The sequence below is a fragment of the Acinetobacter sp. WCHAc060042 genome (assembly GCF_003231195.1).
Lineage (GTDB): Bacteria > Pseudomonadota > Gammaproteobacteria > Pseudomonadales > Moraxellaceae > Acinetobacter.
Genome location: NZ_QKVN01000034.1, coordinates 26,183 through 39,640, shown reverse-complemented (window position 1 = coordinate 39,640; position 13,458 = coordinate 26,183). Strand labels below are relative to the sequence as shown.

At 41.2% G+C, this 13,458-nt stretch carries 15 protein-coding genes; 10 read left to right on the top strand and 5 right to left on the bottom strand.

Translation table 11 applies throughout. The features are described from left to right. Nucleotides 1–55: 55 nt before the first annotated feature. Nucleotides 56–1,699 (bottom strand): acyl-CoA synthetase, encoded by a 1,644-nt coding sequence (locus DPG01_RS14150; protein WP_110975528.1) that lies wholly within the window; start codon nt 1,697–1,699, stop codon nt 56–58. A gap of 509 nt (nt 1,700–2,208) precedes the next feature. Here DPG01_RS14150 and thrS point away from each other — a divergent pair. Further along, nucleotides 2,209–4,131, top strand: a complete 1,923-nt coding sequence (gene thrS, locus DPG01_RS14145) for a threonine--tRNA ligase (protein WP_086209845.1) — start codon at nt 2,209–2,211, stop codon at nt 4,129–4,131. A gap of 59 nt (nt 4,132–4,190) precedes the next feature. Then, entirely contained in the window at nt 4,191–4,688 is a 498-nt protein-coding gene (gene infC / locus DPG01_RS14140) for a translation initiation factor IF-3 (protein ID WP_395579355.1), read from the top strand. A gap of 89 nt (nt 4,689–4,777) precedes the next feature. Here the strand turns inward: infC and DPG01_RS14135 are convergent, their stop codons facing one another. Then, nucleotides 4,778–5,416 carry a class I SAM-dependent methyltransferase gene (locus DPG01_RS14135; RefSeq protein WP_110975527.1) on the bottom strand — a complete coding sequence of 213 codons (639 nt, stop codon included), beginning with the start codon at nt 5,414–5,416 and terminating at the stop codon, nt 4,778–4,780. Between the two features lie 119 nt (nt 5,417–5,535). Between DPG01_RS14135 and DPG01_RS14130 the strand changes: the two genes are divergently transcribed. The 3 genes from DPG01_RS14130 (at nt 5,536) to DPG01_RS14120 (ending at nt 6,994) form a co-directional block, all read left to right on the top strand. After that, nucleotides 5,536–6,156 carry a glutathione binding-like protein gene (locus DPG01_RS14130; protein ID WP_110975526.1) on the top strand — a complete coding sequence of 207 codons (621 nt, stop codon included), beginning with the start codon at nt 5,536–5,538 and terminating at the stop codon, nt 6,154–6,156. A gap of 114 nt (nt 6,157–6,270) precedes the next feature. Further along, nucleotides 6,271–6,564, top strand: coding sequence for a hypothetical protein (locus DPG01_RS14125; protein ID WP_086210013.1), 294 nt, complete (start codon nt 6,271–6,273; stop codon nt 6,562–6,564). 1 nt (nt 6,565) lies between these two features. Next, nucleotides 6,566–6,994: a YqaA family protein gene (locus tag DPG01_RS14120; protein WP_086209841.1), complete on the top strand. Its 429-nt coding sequence runs from the start codon at nt 6,566–6,568 to the stop codon at nt 6,992–6,994. A 101-nt stretch (nt 6,995–7,095) separates the two neighbouring features. Here DPG01_RS14120 and DPG01_RS14115 read toward each other — a convergent pair whose 3' ends face one another. Both DPG01_RS14115 and DPG01_RS14110 read right to left on the bottom strand, forming a co-directional pair. Continuing rightward, complete coding sequence (locus DPG01_RS14115; protein ID WP_110975525.1) at nt 7,096–7,827, bottom strand: TonB family protein; 732 nt, start codon at nt 7,825–7,827, stop codon at nt 7,096–7,098. Between the two features lie 105 nt (nt 7,828–7,932). Further along, entirely contained in the window at nt 7,933–9,168 is a 1,236-nt protein-coding gene (locus tag DPG01_RS14110; RefSeq protein ID WP_110975524.1) for an MFS transporter, read from the bottom strand. A gap of 221 nt (nt 9,169–9,389) precedes the next feature. Between DPG01_RS14110 and rpmI the strand changes: the two genes are divergently transcribed. The 4 genes from rpmI to DPG01_RS14090 all read left to right on the top strand — a co-directional run bounded on the left by rpmI (nt 9,390) and on the right by DPG01_RS14090 (nt 11,122). Then, nucleotides 9,390–9,584, top strand: coding sequence for a 50S ribosomal protein L35 (gene rpmI / locus DPG01_RS14105; RefSeq protein WP_004278281.1), 195 nt, complete (start codon nt 9,390–9,392; stop codon nt 9,582–9,584). A gap of 11 nt (nt 9,585–9,595) precedes the next feature. Further along, nucleotides 9,596–9,955, top strand: a complete 360-nt coding sequence (gene rplT / locus DPG01_RS14100; RefSeq protein ID WP_004692276.1) for a 50S ribosomal protein L20 — start codon at nt 9,596–9,598, stop codon at nt 9,953–9,955. 270 nt (nt 9,956–10,225) lie between these two features. Further along, the gene (locus tag DPG01_RS14095) at nt 10,226–10,765 is read left to right on the top strand and encodes an adenylate kinase (RefSeq protein WP_110975523.1); all 540 of its coding nucleotides are present in this window, start codon (nt 10,226–10,228) and stop codon (nt 10,763–10,765) included. Nucleotides 10,766–10,909: 144 nt separating this feature from the next. Then, the gene (locus DPG01_RS14090; protein WP_086209837.1) at nt 10,910–11,122 is read left to right on the top strand and encodes a KOW motif-containing protein; all 213 of its coding nucleotides are present in this window, start codon (nt 10,910–10,912) and stop codon (nt 11,120–11,122) included. Between the two features lie 63 nt (nt 11,123–11,185). Here the strand turns inward: DPG01_RS14090 and DPG01_RS14085 are convergent, their stop codons facing one another. Next, nucleotides 11,186–12,202, bottom strand: a complete 1,017-nt coding sequence (locus DPG01_RS14085) for a hypothetical protein (protein ID WP_110975522.1) — start codon at nt 12,200–12,202, stop codon at nt 11,186–11,188. A gap of 157 nt (nt 12,203–12,359) precedes the next feature. Here DPG01_RS14085 and pheS point away from each other — a divergent pair, with 157 nt between their 5' ends. Beyond that, complete coding sequence (gene pheS / locus DPG01_RS14080) at nt 12,360–13,340, top strand: phenylalanine--tRNA ligase subunit alpha (RefSeq protein WP_086209835.1); 981 nt, start codon at nt 12,360–12,362, stop codon at nt 13,338–13,340. Nucleotides 13,341–13,458 lie beyond the last annotated feature (118 nt).

The window sequence follows — 13,458 nt, the reverse complement described above, 5'->3', positions numbered from 1 at the left end:
CCTTTAAGGTCGCTTTTTTATGTGAGGATTTTTGCTTGTGCAGACTGCTGAATGTTTAGCTAAACTCACCCATTGCACGCTCTTTCGCCCAATCGCGCAAGACAAATTTTTGTAACTTGCCTGTCGAGGTTTTTGGAATTTCAGTAATTACCACATCTTTCGGGACTTTAAAACGTGCCAGATGTTGCTTACAAAACTCAATGATTTCCTCAGGTGTGGTTTCCTTACCTGCTTTGAGTTCAATAAATGCACAGGGTACTTCTTGCCAACGTGGATCGGGTTTCGCGACCACTGCAGCCGTTAAAATAGCAGGGTGTTGATACAGAATTTCTTCCACTTCGAGTGATGAAATATTCTCGCCTCCAGAAATGATGACATCTTTAGAGCGATCAGTAATTTTGGCATAACCATCAGGTTGGCAAACGGCAAGATCGCCTGTATGGAACCAACCACCAGCAAAGGCTTCTGCCGTGGCTTCAGGATTCTTAAGATAGCCTTTCATCACAATGTTACCTCGGAACATAATTTCACCCATAGTTTGACCGTCATGCGGTACAGGTTGCATCGTGTCTGGATCCAGCACTTTCATACCATCTTGCAGTGGGTAAGGTACACCTTGGCGTGAGTGCAGCTGCGCTTGTTCCTGAATAGATAAGTCTGACCAACCCGCTTGAGAGGCACACAACGCAGAAGGCCCATAGGTTTCAGTCAGTCCATAGACATGAGTGACATTGATACCAATATGGCGCATGCCTTCAATGATTGCAGCAGGAGGCGCAGCACCTGCCACCATTACTTCAACGCGGTGTTCAAAGTGAACCCGTTGCTCTTCAGGGGTATTGATCAGCATGGATAACACAATTGGCGCACCACAGAAATAATCGACTTTATGCTCAGCGATCAATTTGAAAATGAGTTCAGGATCAATTTTACGCAGGCAGATATTGGTGCCCCCATTGGCTGCCATAGTCCATGCAAAGCACCAGCCGTTACAGTGGAATAAAGGTAAGGTCCACAAGTAGGTCGCACGTGGTGTCATGCCGCAAGCAATGATGTTACTGGCCGCATTGATATAAGCGCCACGGTGGTGATAAACCACACCTTTTGGGTTGCCTGTGGTGCCAGAGGTGTAGTTAAGGCTGATGGCATCCCATTCATCTTGAGGTAAATGCCATTCAAAGTTCTCATCGCCTTCGGTTAACCAGTCTTCATACTCGATTTGCCCAATCGGGGCTGCAAAACAGTTTTCGTACTCAGCATCATCTACATCAATCACGAAAATATCGCGTCCGACCAAAGCCAAGGCTTCTTGTGCAACCGATGCAAACTCTGGATCCACCAATAAGACTTTGGTTTCTGCATGATCCAGCATAAATGCGATGGTTTTGGCATCTAAGCGCGTGTTCAATGTGTTGAGCACAGCACCTGCCATTGGGACTGCAAAATGTGCTTCGATCATTGCTGGAACATTGGGCAGCAAAACAGAGACAGTATCGTTTTTTGTGATTCCCAGTTTTTGTAATTGTGAGGCAAATTGGCGGCAGCGAAGGTAAGTTTCACGCCATGAAATATGGCGGTGCCCATGAATGATGGCATCTTGATGAGGGTAAATATAAGCAGCTCGTTCTAAATAACGTAATGGTGACAAAGCCACAAAGTTTGCGGGGGTTCTTGGTAACTCATCATACGCACTCACCATGTTGATCACTCCTGAATTTGGTATTATTTTTTCCATTGCTTAAAAGATATGCATTTTCAAGCCATCTTGCATTTATGCTTTAGTCGAGTTGTTCTTTTTGGATGAATTTATTGAATTTTTTTGTTTAGTTTATCTAAACTGAATGTATTAATTTTACGGAATTGATCCATCTGTAGTTCGATTTTAGCTTGCTTTTTGATCGGTTTGTGTCTCCTTGTGTTACGGTATTTTTTAATAAAAATAGATGCAATCGTTATTCTGAGCTTTGTGGTGATATGCAGGTTTAACAGCAAATCCCTTATTTGAGGGATGTGATGGACTGGCAAATGAATTCAAAATGCGCCGAAAAGCGAATTTTCTAGGCGAAAAGGTTTAATCCTGTGGATAACACGTGTAAAATTCGACTGATTTTATTTATCCACCGTTTTTATCTTTTGAGGTTTTACCTCGATCATAATCTCGCGGTGACATGCTCCATGGTACGGGGCATCACTCCTTAAGGATTTTTTATGCCAATTATCACTTTGCCAAATGGCGATCAAAAACAATTTGATCAAGCCGTATCTGTGATGGACGTTGCACTGAGCATCGGTCCAGGTCTTGCTAAAAATACAGTTGCAGGAAAAGTCGATGGTCGTTTAGTCGATGCATCTGATCTGATTACCACGGATGCAAGCCTTCAAATTATTACGCCTAAAGACGAAGAAGGGGTCGAAATTATTCGTCACTCTTGCGCTCACTTGGTGGGGCATGCGGTTAAGCAATTGTTCCCTGAAGCGAAAATGGTGATTGGTCCTGTCATTGAAGAAGGTTTCTACTATGACATCTGGATGCCACGTCCATTTACTTTAGATGATATGGCGGCCATCGAAGAGCGTATGAAAAAGCTCATCGACCAAGATTATGATGTCATCAAAAAAATGACCCCGCGTGACGAAGTGATTGCAGAATTCACTGCACGTGGTGAAGAGTATAAATTACGCTTGATCGCGGACATGCCTGAAGAAACACAAATGGGCTTGTACTACCATCAAGATTATTTGGATATGTGCCGCGGTCCGCACGTACCAAATACTAAATTCTTAAAATCGTTCAAGCTGACTAAAATTTCAGGCGCTTACTGGCGTGGTGATGCGAAGAATGAACAACTTCAACGTATTTATGGTACAGCGTGGGCAGACAAGAAACAGCTTGCGGCTTATATCAAACGTATTGAAGAAGCTGAAAAGCGTGATCACCGTAAAATCGGTAAAGCTTTAGACCTATTCCATATGCAAGAAGAAGCACCAGGTATGGTGTTCTGGCATCCAAATGGTTGGACGATTTACCAAGTACTTGAACAATACATGCGTAAAGTGCAGCAAGACAATGGTTATCTTGAGATTAAAACACCACAAATCGTAGACTTTACGCTGTGGGAAAAATCAGGCCATGCTGCAAACTATGCAGACAACATGTTTACGACGCATTCTGAAAGTCGTAACTATGCAGTGAAGCCAATGAACTGCCCATGTCACGTGCAAGTGTTCAACCAAGGTTTGAAATCTTACCGTGATTTACCAATTCGCTTAGCTGAATTTGGTTCATGTCACCGTAACGAACCATCGGGTTCATTGCACGGGATTATGCGTGTTCGTGGTTTTACTCAAGACGATGCACACATTTTCTGTACCAAAGAACAAATTGGGCCTGAAGTGGCAGACTTTATTAAACTGACTTTAGATGTTTATAAAGATTTTGGTTTTGAAGAAGTGCAGATGAAGTTATCTACTCGTCCGGAAAAACGTGTCGGGGATGATGCACTTTGGGATATGGCTGAAAAATCTTTAGCAGATGCTTTAGATGCTGCTGGTTTGGAGTGGGAACTTCAACCGGGTGAAGGTGCATTCTATGGTCCGAAAATTGAATTCTCACTGAAAGACTGCTTAGGCCGTGTATGGCAATGTGGTACAATCCAATGTGACTTCAATCTGCCAGAACGTTTAGATGCGTCATATGTCACTGAAGACAATGATCGTGATCAGCCTGTGATGTTGCACCGTGCAATACTTGGCAGTTTTGAACGTTTTATTGGTATACTAATCGAACACTATGCGGGCTTTATGCCACCTTGGTTGACACCAATCCAAGCATGTGTGATGAACATTACCGATTCACAAGCGGAAGCATGTGAGTCAGTCGTCGCTAAACTTAAAGAAAACGGTCTCCGTGCGATTTCAGACTTGAGAAATGAGAAAATCGGCTTTAAGATTCGTGAACGTACATTAGAGCGTATTCCTTACTTACTGGTACTTGGGGACCGTGAGGTAGAGGAAGGTACAGTAAATGTCCGTACCCGCTCTGGGAAAAATTTGGGTACTATGTCAATCGACGCTTTCGTTGACTTAGTAAAAGCAGCCGTTGCCGAACGCGGCCGGTACATTGTGGAGTAACAGCGATTAAACAGCCTGACCGTAATCAACAGGGCGGTAACAAATCAAACCGTCCTGCGTTGAATGATGAAATTCGTGCGAAAGAAGTCCGTCTTGTAGACGAAAATGGTGAGCAAAAAGGTATTGTTAGCTTGGCAGAAGCATTACGCGCTGCTGAAAGTGTTGAGCTTGATCTTGTTGAGATCGTAGCCAACGCTGAACCGCCTGTTTGTAAAATCATGGACTTCAACAAGCATTTGTTTGATCTAAAGCAAAAGCAGAAAGAAGCGAAGAAAAAACAGCATCAAGTACAGGTGAAAGAAATCAAACTCCGCCCGGGTACTGATGTTGGTGATTACAACGTAAAACTACGTGCAATCACTAAGTTCCTTGAAGAAGGCAACAAAGTAAAAATTACCCTTCGTTTCCGTGGTCGTGAAATGGCACACCAACAACTTGGTTTGGCTCAATTACAAAAAGTTGAAGCAGATGTGGTTGAAGTGGGTGTTGTAGAACAAGCACCGAAAATGGAAGGTCGTCAAATGGGTATGTTGCTTGGTCCTAAAAAGAAAAAGTAATAATCTATTGATTAAAAAAAGCACTGCCTATGCAGTGCTTTTTTATTACCTAACGATGAACCATTTTTAATAAACTGCATCTAATCTAGCTATAAAGTAACTTGAAAAGCACATAAGCCATCTATTTCAAGTGCAATTTCAACATTACCAAAGCCACTATTCTTTAGGCTCTCAATGTGTTCATGTTTATTCATATATAATTCTCGATTACCCATCTGTCCATCGGGTTCGGCAAGATGGTCAGTGATGAAATATGTACCATTAGGCTGAATTACATGTTGCGCAATGCTTTTATGAAAAACGTTGGTATATGCTTTATGGCGAAGTTCATGTAAAGCCTGATGAATGACAACATAATCGAAGCGTTGATTAAGAAGGGCGGTATACCAGTCCTGCTGTTTAAAATCAGCGATGATGAAATCTACAGACGTATAAGCAATAGTAGCTAAACGTTGTTTGGCTAAGCTATGCATGGCTACTGAAAAATCGACGGCGGTATAATTGATATTGGGGCGTCTATCTAGAAGTTCATACGCCAAGAAACCTGGCCCTGAACCTAGTTCTAAAATACGAACATCAGGCTTTGGGTGACTTAGAATTTGTGAAATATAGTGTTTGAAGAACTCCAACCGGTAAGGACGTTTAATATTCGCTTCTTTTGCCCATTGAGTCGCTTCAAGCGGGTCTTGTAAATTGATCGGGCTTGGAATATCAATGATTTTATTCATTTTGTTGGGTGGTTTTTATTCAAATATGTGCTAAATAATATATAAAATTACATAAAAATAATCACGTTTAATTATGATATCGTGTATCTAAAATAAGCGAATAAACTTAGGAAATAAGAATGATTGATTTGTACTATTGGGGAACACCCAACGGACATAAAATTAGCATCGCATTAGAAGAAATGGGTTTGGAGTATCAAGTCTTTCCCATTAATATTTTAGAGAATGACCAATTTCAACCTGATTTTCTTCGTATTTCACCTAACAATAAAATTCCTGCGATTGTGGATCAAGATGGCCCCAAAGGTGAAGCTATTTCGGTGTTTGAGTCAGGAGCAATTCTGCAGTATTTAGGGCGTAAAACAGGGCAGTTTTATCCACGGGATGAGCAGTTCCGTGTTGAAGTTGAGCAGTGGTTAATGTGGCAAATGGGTGGTTTTGGCCCTATGCTTGGACAGAACCATCATTTTAGTAAATTTGCTCCTGAACGTATTGCCTATGCAACTGAACGCTATGTTAATGAAACCAAACGTCTATATGCTGTATTAGACAAGCAACTTTTTGGGCAAGATTATGTGGCAGGAGAGTATTCAATTGCAGACATGGCTATTTTCCCATGGATTTTGCGTTATGAATGGCAACAAATTGATTTAAATGATTATCCTAATGTCAAAGCTTATATGGAGCGTATTCAAGCACGCCCTGCAGTACAACGAGCACTGGCGATTCGAGTTAATTAGGTACAAAAGTAATGACTTGAATTGTGTTAAGCTTAGTGCCTTCAAGGTATAAGCCATTCTTTAAAGCCACCGATGGGTGGCTTTTTTGTTGAAGGTTGTTTGGACATCAGCGTAATGAAAAAAGAGTTTTTCCTCAATTTAACCCGCATTATTGAAGCAAATCCTAAAATCTATCTCAGTATTATTGTGGGGATTGCGGGATGTTTGATGCTTTTTGTAGCTGAAGCGGTACACATTCAAAAAATCATTGAACTGCTCAATACCAAAGATCAGGCGGTACTCCGTGCTGCAATTGAACCGATTGCCGATAAGTATTCATGGTCACGTTGGTTTTTGTTGATTTTAACATTGGTCTGGTCAGGCTACACCTATAACTCAACCAAGAAAAAACTGGGTTTAAAATCATAAAATGATGTGGACCTTAGGACTGCTTTTCCTTTCTGCTTTTGGAGCTGCGACACTGCTACCGTTACAGTCAGAGGCAGTCTTGGTGGGATTGTTGGCTCAGACGCAGTATCCAGTGTGGTTACTAGTGGCTGTCGCCAGTTTAGGCAATGTTCTAGGTAGTTGTGTCAATTGGTGGCTGGGTCTTAAAGTTGAGCAATACAAAAACAAAAAATGGTTTCCAGTCTCAGAGCAAAAGATGTTGCAGGCACAGGGCATTTATCAAAAATATGGTTTTTGGTCTTTATTGCTTAGTTGGGTGCCCATCATTGGTGATCCGATTACTCTGATTGCAGGATTGCTCAAAGAAAACTTTGTTCGTTTCTTATTGATGGTGAGCATTGCAAAAATAGGGCGTTATCTTTTTGTGTATTGGATGTTTAGTCAATTCTAATCGGTCTTCAAATGCTGTCATTGACCAACAGATTTTTAATGGTTTTTAGGTTTGTAAGAAGTCAGGACACGAGCTATCGAAAACTCGTGTCCTTTTAGATTTTAGTGACAAGACTCAAGGTCAAATTCAATCGCATCTTTAAATTTAGACTTTTTGTAAAGCCAAAGCGTACTTGCGGTACGTTTAACACTGACTTTACTGTTGGCAACGGCGTGTAAAACCTGCTGATCAAGCTCATAAATGCCAGAGCCTTTAGTAATCTTGGGCTTTTTCACGTTGCCTTGTTTATCTGTTTTGAAGCTAAATTTAACTTGACGGTCATGACCATTTAACTGTGTTGAATCTAATCCAAGCATGGGTTGAGTTTGATATTGAAAAGGCACTTTTTGTTGCTGTTGTTGCGCAAGCCAGTTCTTAGAGTCAAAGGTGTAGTTACATGCTTCGGCGTTATCTGGCGTTAGGTTTAAATTAAAAACTTGATAACCAATGACGGCAGAAGCAGTATCATCTTCAACAAAAGGTTTTACTTTGGCTTGAAGCACAGCATTCACCAATTTTTCATCCAAAGCTTTGAGCCCAGTACTTTCCTGTACGGTGGCTTTGGTCACATCGCCTGTTTCATCTGCATAGATACGAATAATCGCTGCACGGTTTTGCTGATTTAAATCGCTATTTTTATATTGGGGTTTGGGAAAATCGGCCCATTGAATACGCGTGGTCAAATGTGCTGATTGAGCTGAACTTTTTTGAATGGTGAGTTCTAATGGTGGCTGAGCTGCATGGCTTAAATGAACGGGCAATATTGATAATGCAAGCAATAAGAGTGGTTTCATATGATCAATTTCTTTTATAACGCATCCAGTGCGTATGACTTAAATAATGGTTGCGAGTATTTCCTGAATTGAAAAGACTCGCAAGTTATATTGTTAAATTAAAAACTATTTCTGCTCGGCTTGAGTAATGTCGACGCCAAATAAGTCTTTGGTTTTAGCCCAACTCAGTGCGACCACCAATAAGGTCATGCTGCCGCCAAAAACTGTTGCAATCACAGGACCTAAATATTTAGCTGCAAGACCTGACTCAAATGCCCCTAATTCATTACTACTCGATACAAACATACCGTTTACTGCCGCAACACGACCTCGCATATTCTCAGGAGGATAGATTTGTAAAATGGTCTGACGGATTACCACTGAAATACTGTCGCAAGCCCCTGTCATAGCCAGAGCAAACAAAGACAGCCATAAGGAGTTTGAGTACGCAAACAAAAGTGTAAATAGCCCAAAACCTGCAACAGCAAGTAGCATATTGCGCCAAGCATGTCGGGTGGGTGGAAAACGAGTCAGCGTAATCATGGTGATAAGCGCACCAATTGACGGTGCTGCACGTAAATAGCCTAATCCTTCTGGACCAATTTTTAAAATATCTTCAGCAAAGATCGGGAGTAAAGCAATCACACCACCGAACAGTACCGAGACTAAGTCGAGTGAGATGGCCCAGAGGACGATTTTAGTTTTAGCAATAAAGCGAAAGCCTTCACCTAGGCTTTGCAACACATGTTCTGTTTCAATTTTAGGAAACGTGCGTTTACTTAAAAGATTGACGAGTAAAAAGCACAGACCAAGTAGCACTGCTACACTGATTAAACTGGTTTCACGACCTAAAAAAGCCAACATCAACCCACCCAGCATCGGGCCAATAATCCCCCCACTTTGCCAACCAATGGTGGTCCATGTGGCGCCGTTGGCATAAATGTCTCGTGGAATTAAAAAGGGTTTGAGTGATGTTGCAGATGGATTATAGAAACCTCGAATCGTTCCTAGACCAAAGATCACGGCATAAACACCCCATGACAGGGTGGAGAGTTCAATTTGCTTTAAGCTATAAGCATGAAATAACCCCCATAAAACCAAGGGTAGTGGAATGGCACAGAATAAGCAGATTTTCATGATGGTTTGCTTATTAAAGCGATCGGCAAAATAGCCGCCCCATAAGGAAAGCGCAATAAAGGGGATTGCTTCTGCTAAACCAATTAAACCTAGAGTCAGTGGATCTTTAGTGAGGGTGTACAAGGAGTACGCTAAAATGGCAAGCGTCAGGCAAAATTGATTGAGTGTAACAATCGAGAAGTCTCGATAGCGGAGCGCAGCAAACGCATCCTGTTTGACGTTCATAAGGATACAATATTAGATGGATGAGGCATTATACGGCTTGGATGTGCGTGTGTTTATAAATTCATCGCTTAAAGCTTATCGGGAAATAGACTAAGCTTGCTTTTATTGTTGATTATTTGCTTTTGTTTTAGACAAAGTTCGATTAGAATATTCGCTCCCTTACCTGCAGGTCGTTTTGCAATGGTGCAAACGTTCCGAACAGGTGTTCAAAAGAGGTTGTTATGCCTAAGATGAAAACTCGCCGTGGTGCAGCTAAGCGTTTCAAAGCGACTGCAAACGGTTTCAAGCGTAAACAAGCGTTCAAACGCCACATTTTGACCAAAAAATCTGCTAAGCGTATTCGTCAATTACGCGGCTGTGTAATGGTTCACGTGAGTGACGTTGCTTCAGTTCGTCGTATGTGCCCATACATCTAAGGAGATTATAAATGGCTCGTGTAAAACGTGGTGTACAGGCTCATCGCCGTCATAAAAAAATTCTTGCTCGTGCTAAAGGTTACTACGGCGCTCGTTCACGCGTATATCGCGTAGCGTTCCAAGCAGTAATCAAAGCGGGTCAATACGCTTACCGTGACCGTCGTCAGAAAAAACGTCAATTCCGTGCTCTATGGATTGCGCGTATTAATGCTGGTGCTCGTCTAAATGGTTTATCGTACAGCCGTATGATCGCTGGCTTGAAAAAAGCTCAAGTGATTATCGACCGTCGCGTACTTGCTGACATCGCTATGCATGACGCAGTTGCATTTGCTGCTTTGGCTTCTAAAGCTAAAGATGCATTAGCTGCATAAGTCTTTAAGACTTAAAAAAAGACCGCTTTTTAGCGGTCTTTTTTATTGCCTATTCTTTTAATCCCATTGAGAGTTTTGATGTTTCAAAATTAGAGCGTTATAGGTATTCATCAAAAACTAAAAATATTCCATCGGGCGGGTGAACGTTGGATATTATGATTATGTGATTTGAGCGGGATGCATCAAAGCAAATCATAGACTAGACATTAGCGTGTGATACAACCATGATGATGTATAGCGAAAAAGCTTGGATTGGAATTGGATACAACAATGAAAAGAATAAACGTAGTTGGTACATCAGCCACGGGCAAATCGACCTTTTCCAGAGCTTTGGCTGAGAAGCTAGGCTTGTATTATATTGAATTAGATAACTTATTTTGGTTGGATGATTGGCAGGAATGTCCAGATGAAGTATTTTTTGCCAAAATTGAGTCTGAAACACAAAAAGCGACACAAGGTTATGTCATTGATGGTAACTATACCCGAGCCATTCCTGTGAAATGGGCGGAAATTGATACGGTTATTTGGTTGGACTTACCATTTCCAGTCAATCTGTATCGTTCTGTGAAACGTGCTGTTCAACGTACATGGGCGCAACAAGATTTATGGGAAAACTCCAATAATCGTGAAAGCCTCTTGCGTATGTTTGGTCGGGATTCAATCATTTTGTGGATGGTAAAAACCCATGCTAAAAATAGAAAAAAATATTTAAACATGATGCAGATGCCCGAATATCAGCATATAAAGTGGATTCATCTAAAGACACCTAAACAGGTGAAAAACTTTTTAGATCAATTGGTGGTTGAGTAGAGTACAGCTTAAATTTATGAAACATGAAAAAATGAAGTCTTATATGTAAAACCATAGCTGAACTTTGGTTACATAAATCTGCTTTAATCTGAAATGTGATAGATGCCTAATAAATAAAAAGATTGATAAGACAAGGATCAGGATATGCTTGTAGAGATTACAGGGATGGGACAAGGCAGTATTGCTGTAGAGTTACAAATGGTTCCAAGGAAAGGGGAGTCGGTCAAAATTATGTATGGGCCTGATGCAGAGCTAGAAGGCGAGGTGGTTTCAGTCAATCATTATATTAATCAACATGCCGATGAACATAAAATACAAATTAAGATTCAGCCTTTTAATTATTTAATTACAGCATGATTTAGTGTGGGGAAATAAAAAAGCGCCCACGGATAAGTTTGGCGCTTTTTATATTAGCGAGGGTTATAACCCAAAGTAATAGCCCAATACGCAAATTAAAAGTGTAATCACAATTAAAGCAAACACCCCAGTTTTTCCAGATTTATGCTGTGTTTCATGAGGTTTGGTTTCTATCGGACTTAATTTAGCTGCGGAATGATTGCGAGCATCAAGCGGTGTAGGTGTATTTTTGGGGCTTAGCTGTGCGGTTTGATAGTGATTGGCTACTTTTACGATGAACTTGGTCTTTAAATCATCAATCTTTTGCTCAAAATGACGTAGGTTCAATTGCTCATCTGGCGTGAGGACTTGGCCTTCTGCATTGTAAGGATGTTGAATTTTGGTCTGGATCAATGCTGATAGGGCATCTAAACGATACAGCATTTGATGTGCATAATCAGCAGCGTAGTCTGTCGGTAAAAGAGAGAGATGGTGGGCTTCATCTATGGCATCTTGTTGTCCATAGTAAGGTAAGTCTACAGCATCAGGCTCGACCAAACCTTGCGCAAATGGCGCACTAAAGAGTTCTTGTTCGGTAAAGTTTTCGATTTCATCCCATTTCGGCGTTTGTAAATCCGCTTCAATGCGTTTGCTGAGTTTATGATTCAGTTCAAAACGCCATAAATTTTCGCTACGGATTGAGCTTTGTTGTGCTTTTGGAATTATAAAATCGTGTTCAGCTCTGTACCATTCAGCCAGTTCTTTACCGAAAATCCAAGCAGTTTTTTGCTGTGCTTGATGACTCACAATAATATGTGGTGTAGCAAGCAGTTCAATATTTGGATTGGGGTTCTTTTCATCTGCTAGCAATGTTGAACTATGCAGACTGAGTTGTTTGACCCCTTGTTTTTTTAAGGCTTCAAGCCATACTTGAAAATGCTGAGCCAGTAAATGTTGGCTATTCAGATCACGAAACTGAAAGCAATGTCGGTCAAAAATGGCGTGTTCTAACCAACGTTGGAAACTTAGGTTGTGACGCAAATATTCATTGCCATAAGTCACTAAAGTAAGTTGTTGTTGCCAAATAGGATCAAGCGACATCGTTTGTTGTTCTCTTCTGTGATGGCCCTATCTTAACCTGATTATAAAACCATGTACTAAACAAATTTTCCTGATCGTAGAGCTTCATCAACACGCTTAAAAACTGATAGAATATGGGGTTTTATTAATTTTATAAATTGTTGCTTTGAGAGTTACTATGTCACTGGAAGCCCTGACCACTGAAGCGCTCGCTGCGATTGCAGCAGCAGAGGACCTTGCTACACTCGATCAAGTACGAGTGCAGTTTACGGGTAAGAAAAGCCAGCTCGCTGAGCAATCGAAAGCTTTAGGTAAAATGGACCCTGAAGAGCGTAAAGTTTTTGGTGCGCAAATTCATGCAGTCCGCGAAGCGATTACCAGTGCTTTAACTGAACGCCAAACACAATTACAACAAGCTGCGTTGGCGCAGAAACTCGCAAGTGAAACGGTTGATATTACTCTACCAGGTCGTGGTCAAACGATTGGGAGTATTCATCCGGTTACTCAAGTGCAAGAGCGTATTTGTCAGTTCTTTACCAAAGCAGGTTTTGTAATTGAAACTGGTCCTGAAGTTGAAGATGACTATCACAACTTTGAAGCTTTAAATATTCCAGGGCATCACCCTGCACGTGCAATGCACGACACTTTCTATTTTGATGCGACCCATTTGCTACGTACCCATACTTCGGGTGTGCAGATTCGTACTATGGAAACCCAGCAACCTCCGATTCGTATTGTTTGTCCGGGTCGTGTATATCGCTGTGACTCTGACCAAACGCATTCGCCAATGTTTCATCAAATTGAAGGTTTGTATGTCGCTGAAAATACCAGCTTTGCAGAACTGAAAGGTTTGTTGGTCAATCTATTAAACGAATTCTTTGAAAAAGACTTAAAAGTACGTTTCCGTCCATCTTATTTCCCATTCACAGAGCCAAGTGCTGAAGTGGACATTATGGACGAGCGTGGTAAATGGTTAGAAGTACTCGGTTGTGGCATGGTGCATCCGAATGTATTGCAAGCTGCGGGTATTGATCCTGAAAAATACAAAGGCTTTGCTTTTGGTCTAGGTGTGGAACGTTTTGCGATGCTTCGTTATGGCATCAATGACTTACGTATGTTCTACCAAAACGATGTGCGTTTCTTACGCCAATTTGCTTAATGGTTTAAATACAAATTTAACAATTTAAAGGTTTATAGAAATCCCCCTAAATCCCCCTATAAGAAAGGGGGACTTCCACAGTCAAAAATTGAGTACGTGGCTTTCCCCTCTTTTATAC

Coding starts and splice junctions, on each gene's coding strand:
- DPG01_RS14085 (WP_110975522.1), bottom strand. CDS start 12,202: ATGTCGCTTGATCCTATTTGGCAACAACAACTTACTTTAGTGACTTAT.
- DPG01_RS14110 (WP_110975524.1), bottom strand. CDS start 9,168: ATGAACGTCAAACAGGATGCGTTTGCTGCGCTCCGCTATCGAGACTTC.
- DPG01_RS14130 (WP_110975526.1), top strand. CDS start 5,536: ATGATTGATTTGTACTATTGGGGAACACCCAACGGACATAAAATTAGC.
- DPG01_RS14120 (WP_086209841.1), top strand. CDS start 6,566: ATGATGTGGACCTTAGGACTGCTTTTCCTTTCTGCTTTTGGAGCTGCG.
- thrS (WP_086209845.1), top strand. CDS start 2,209: ATGCCAATTATCACTTTGCCAAATGGCGATCAAAAACAATTTGATCAA.
- DPG01_RS14150 (WP_110975528.1), bottom strand. CDS start 1,699: ATGGTGAGTGCGTATGATGAGTTACCAAGAACCCCCGCAAACTTTGTG.
- rplT (WP_004692276.1), top strand. CDS start 9,596: ATGGCTCGTGTAAAACGTGGTGTACAGGCTCATCGCCGTCATAAAAAA.
- rpmI (WP_004278281.1), top strand. CDS start 9,390: ATGCCTAAGATGAAAACTCGCCGTGGTGCAGCTAAGCGTTTCAAAGCG.
- DPG01_RS14125 (WP_086210013.1), top strand. CDS start 6,271: ATGAAAAAAGAGTTTTTCCTCAATTTAACCCGCATTATTGAAGCAAAT.
- pheS (WP_086209835.1), top strand. CDS start 12,360: ATGTCACTGGAAGCCCTGACCACTGAAGCGCTCGCTGCGATTGCAGCA.
- DPG01_RS14115 (WP_110975525.1), bottom strand. CDS start 7,827: ATGAAACCACTCTTATTGCTTGCATTATCAATATTGCCCGTTCATTTA.
- DPG01_RS14095 (WP_110975523.1), top strand. CDS start 10,226: ATGAAAAGAATAAACGTAGTTGGTACATCAGCCACGGGCAAATCGACC.
- DPG01_RS14135 (WP_110975527.1), bottom strand. CDS start 5,416: ATGAATAAAATCATTGATATTCCAAGCCCGATCAATTTACAAGACCCG.
- DPG01_RS14090 (WP_086209837.1), top strand. CDS start 10,910: ATGCTTGTAGAGATTACAGGGATGGGACAAGGCAGTATTGCTGTAGAG.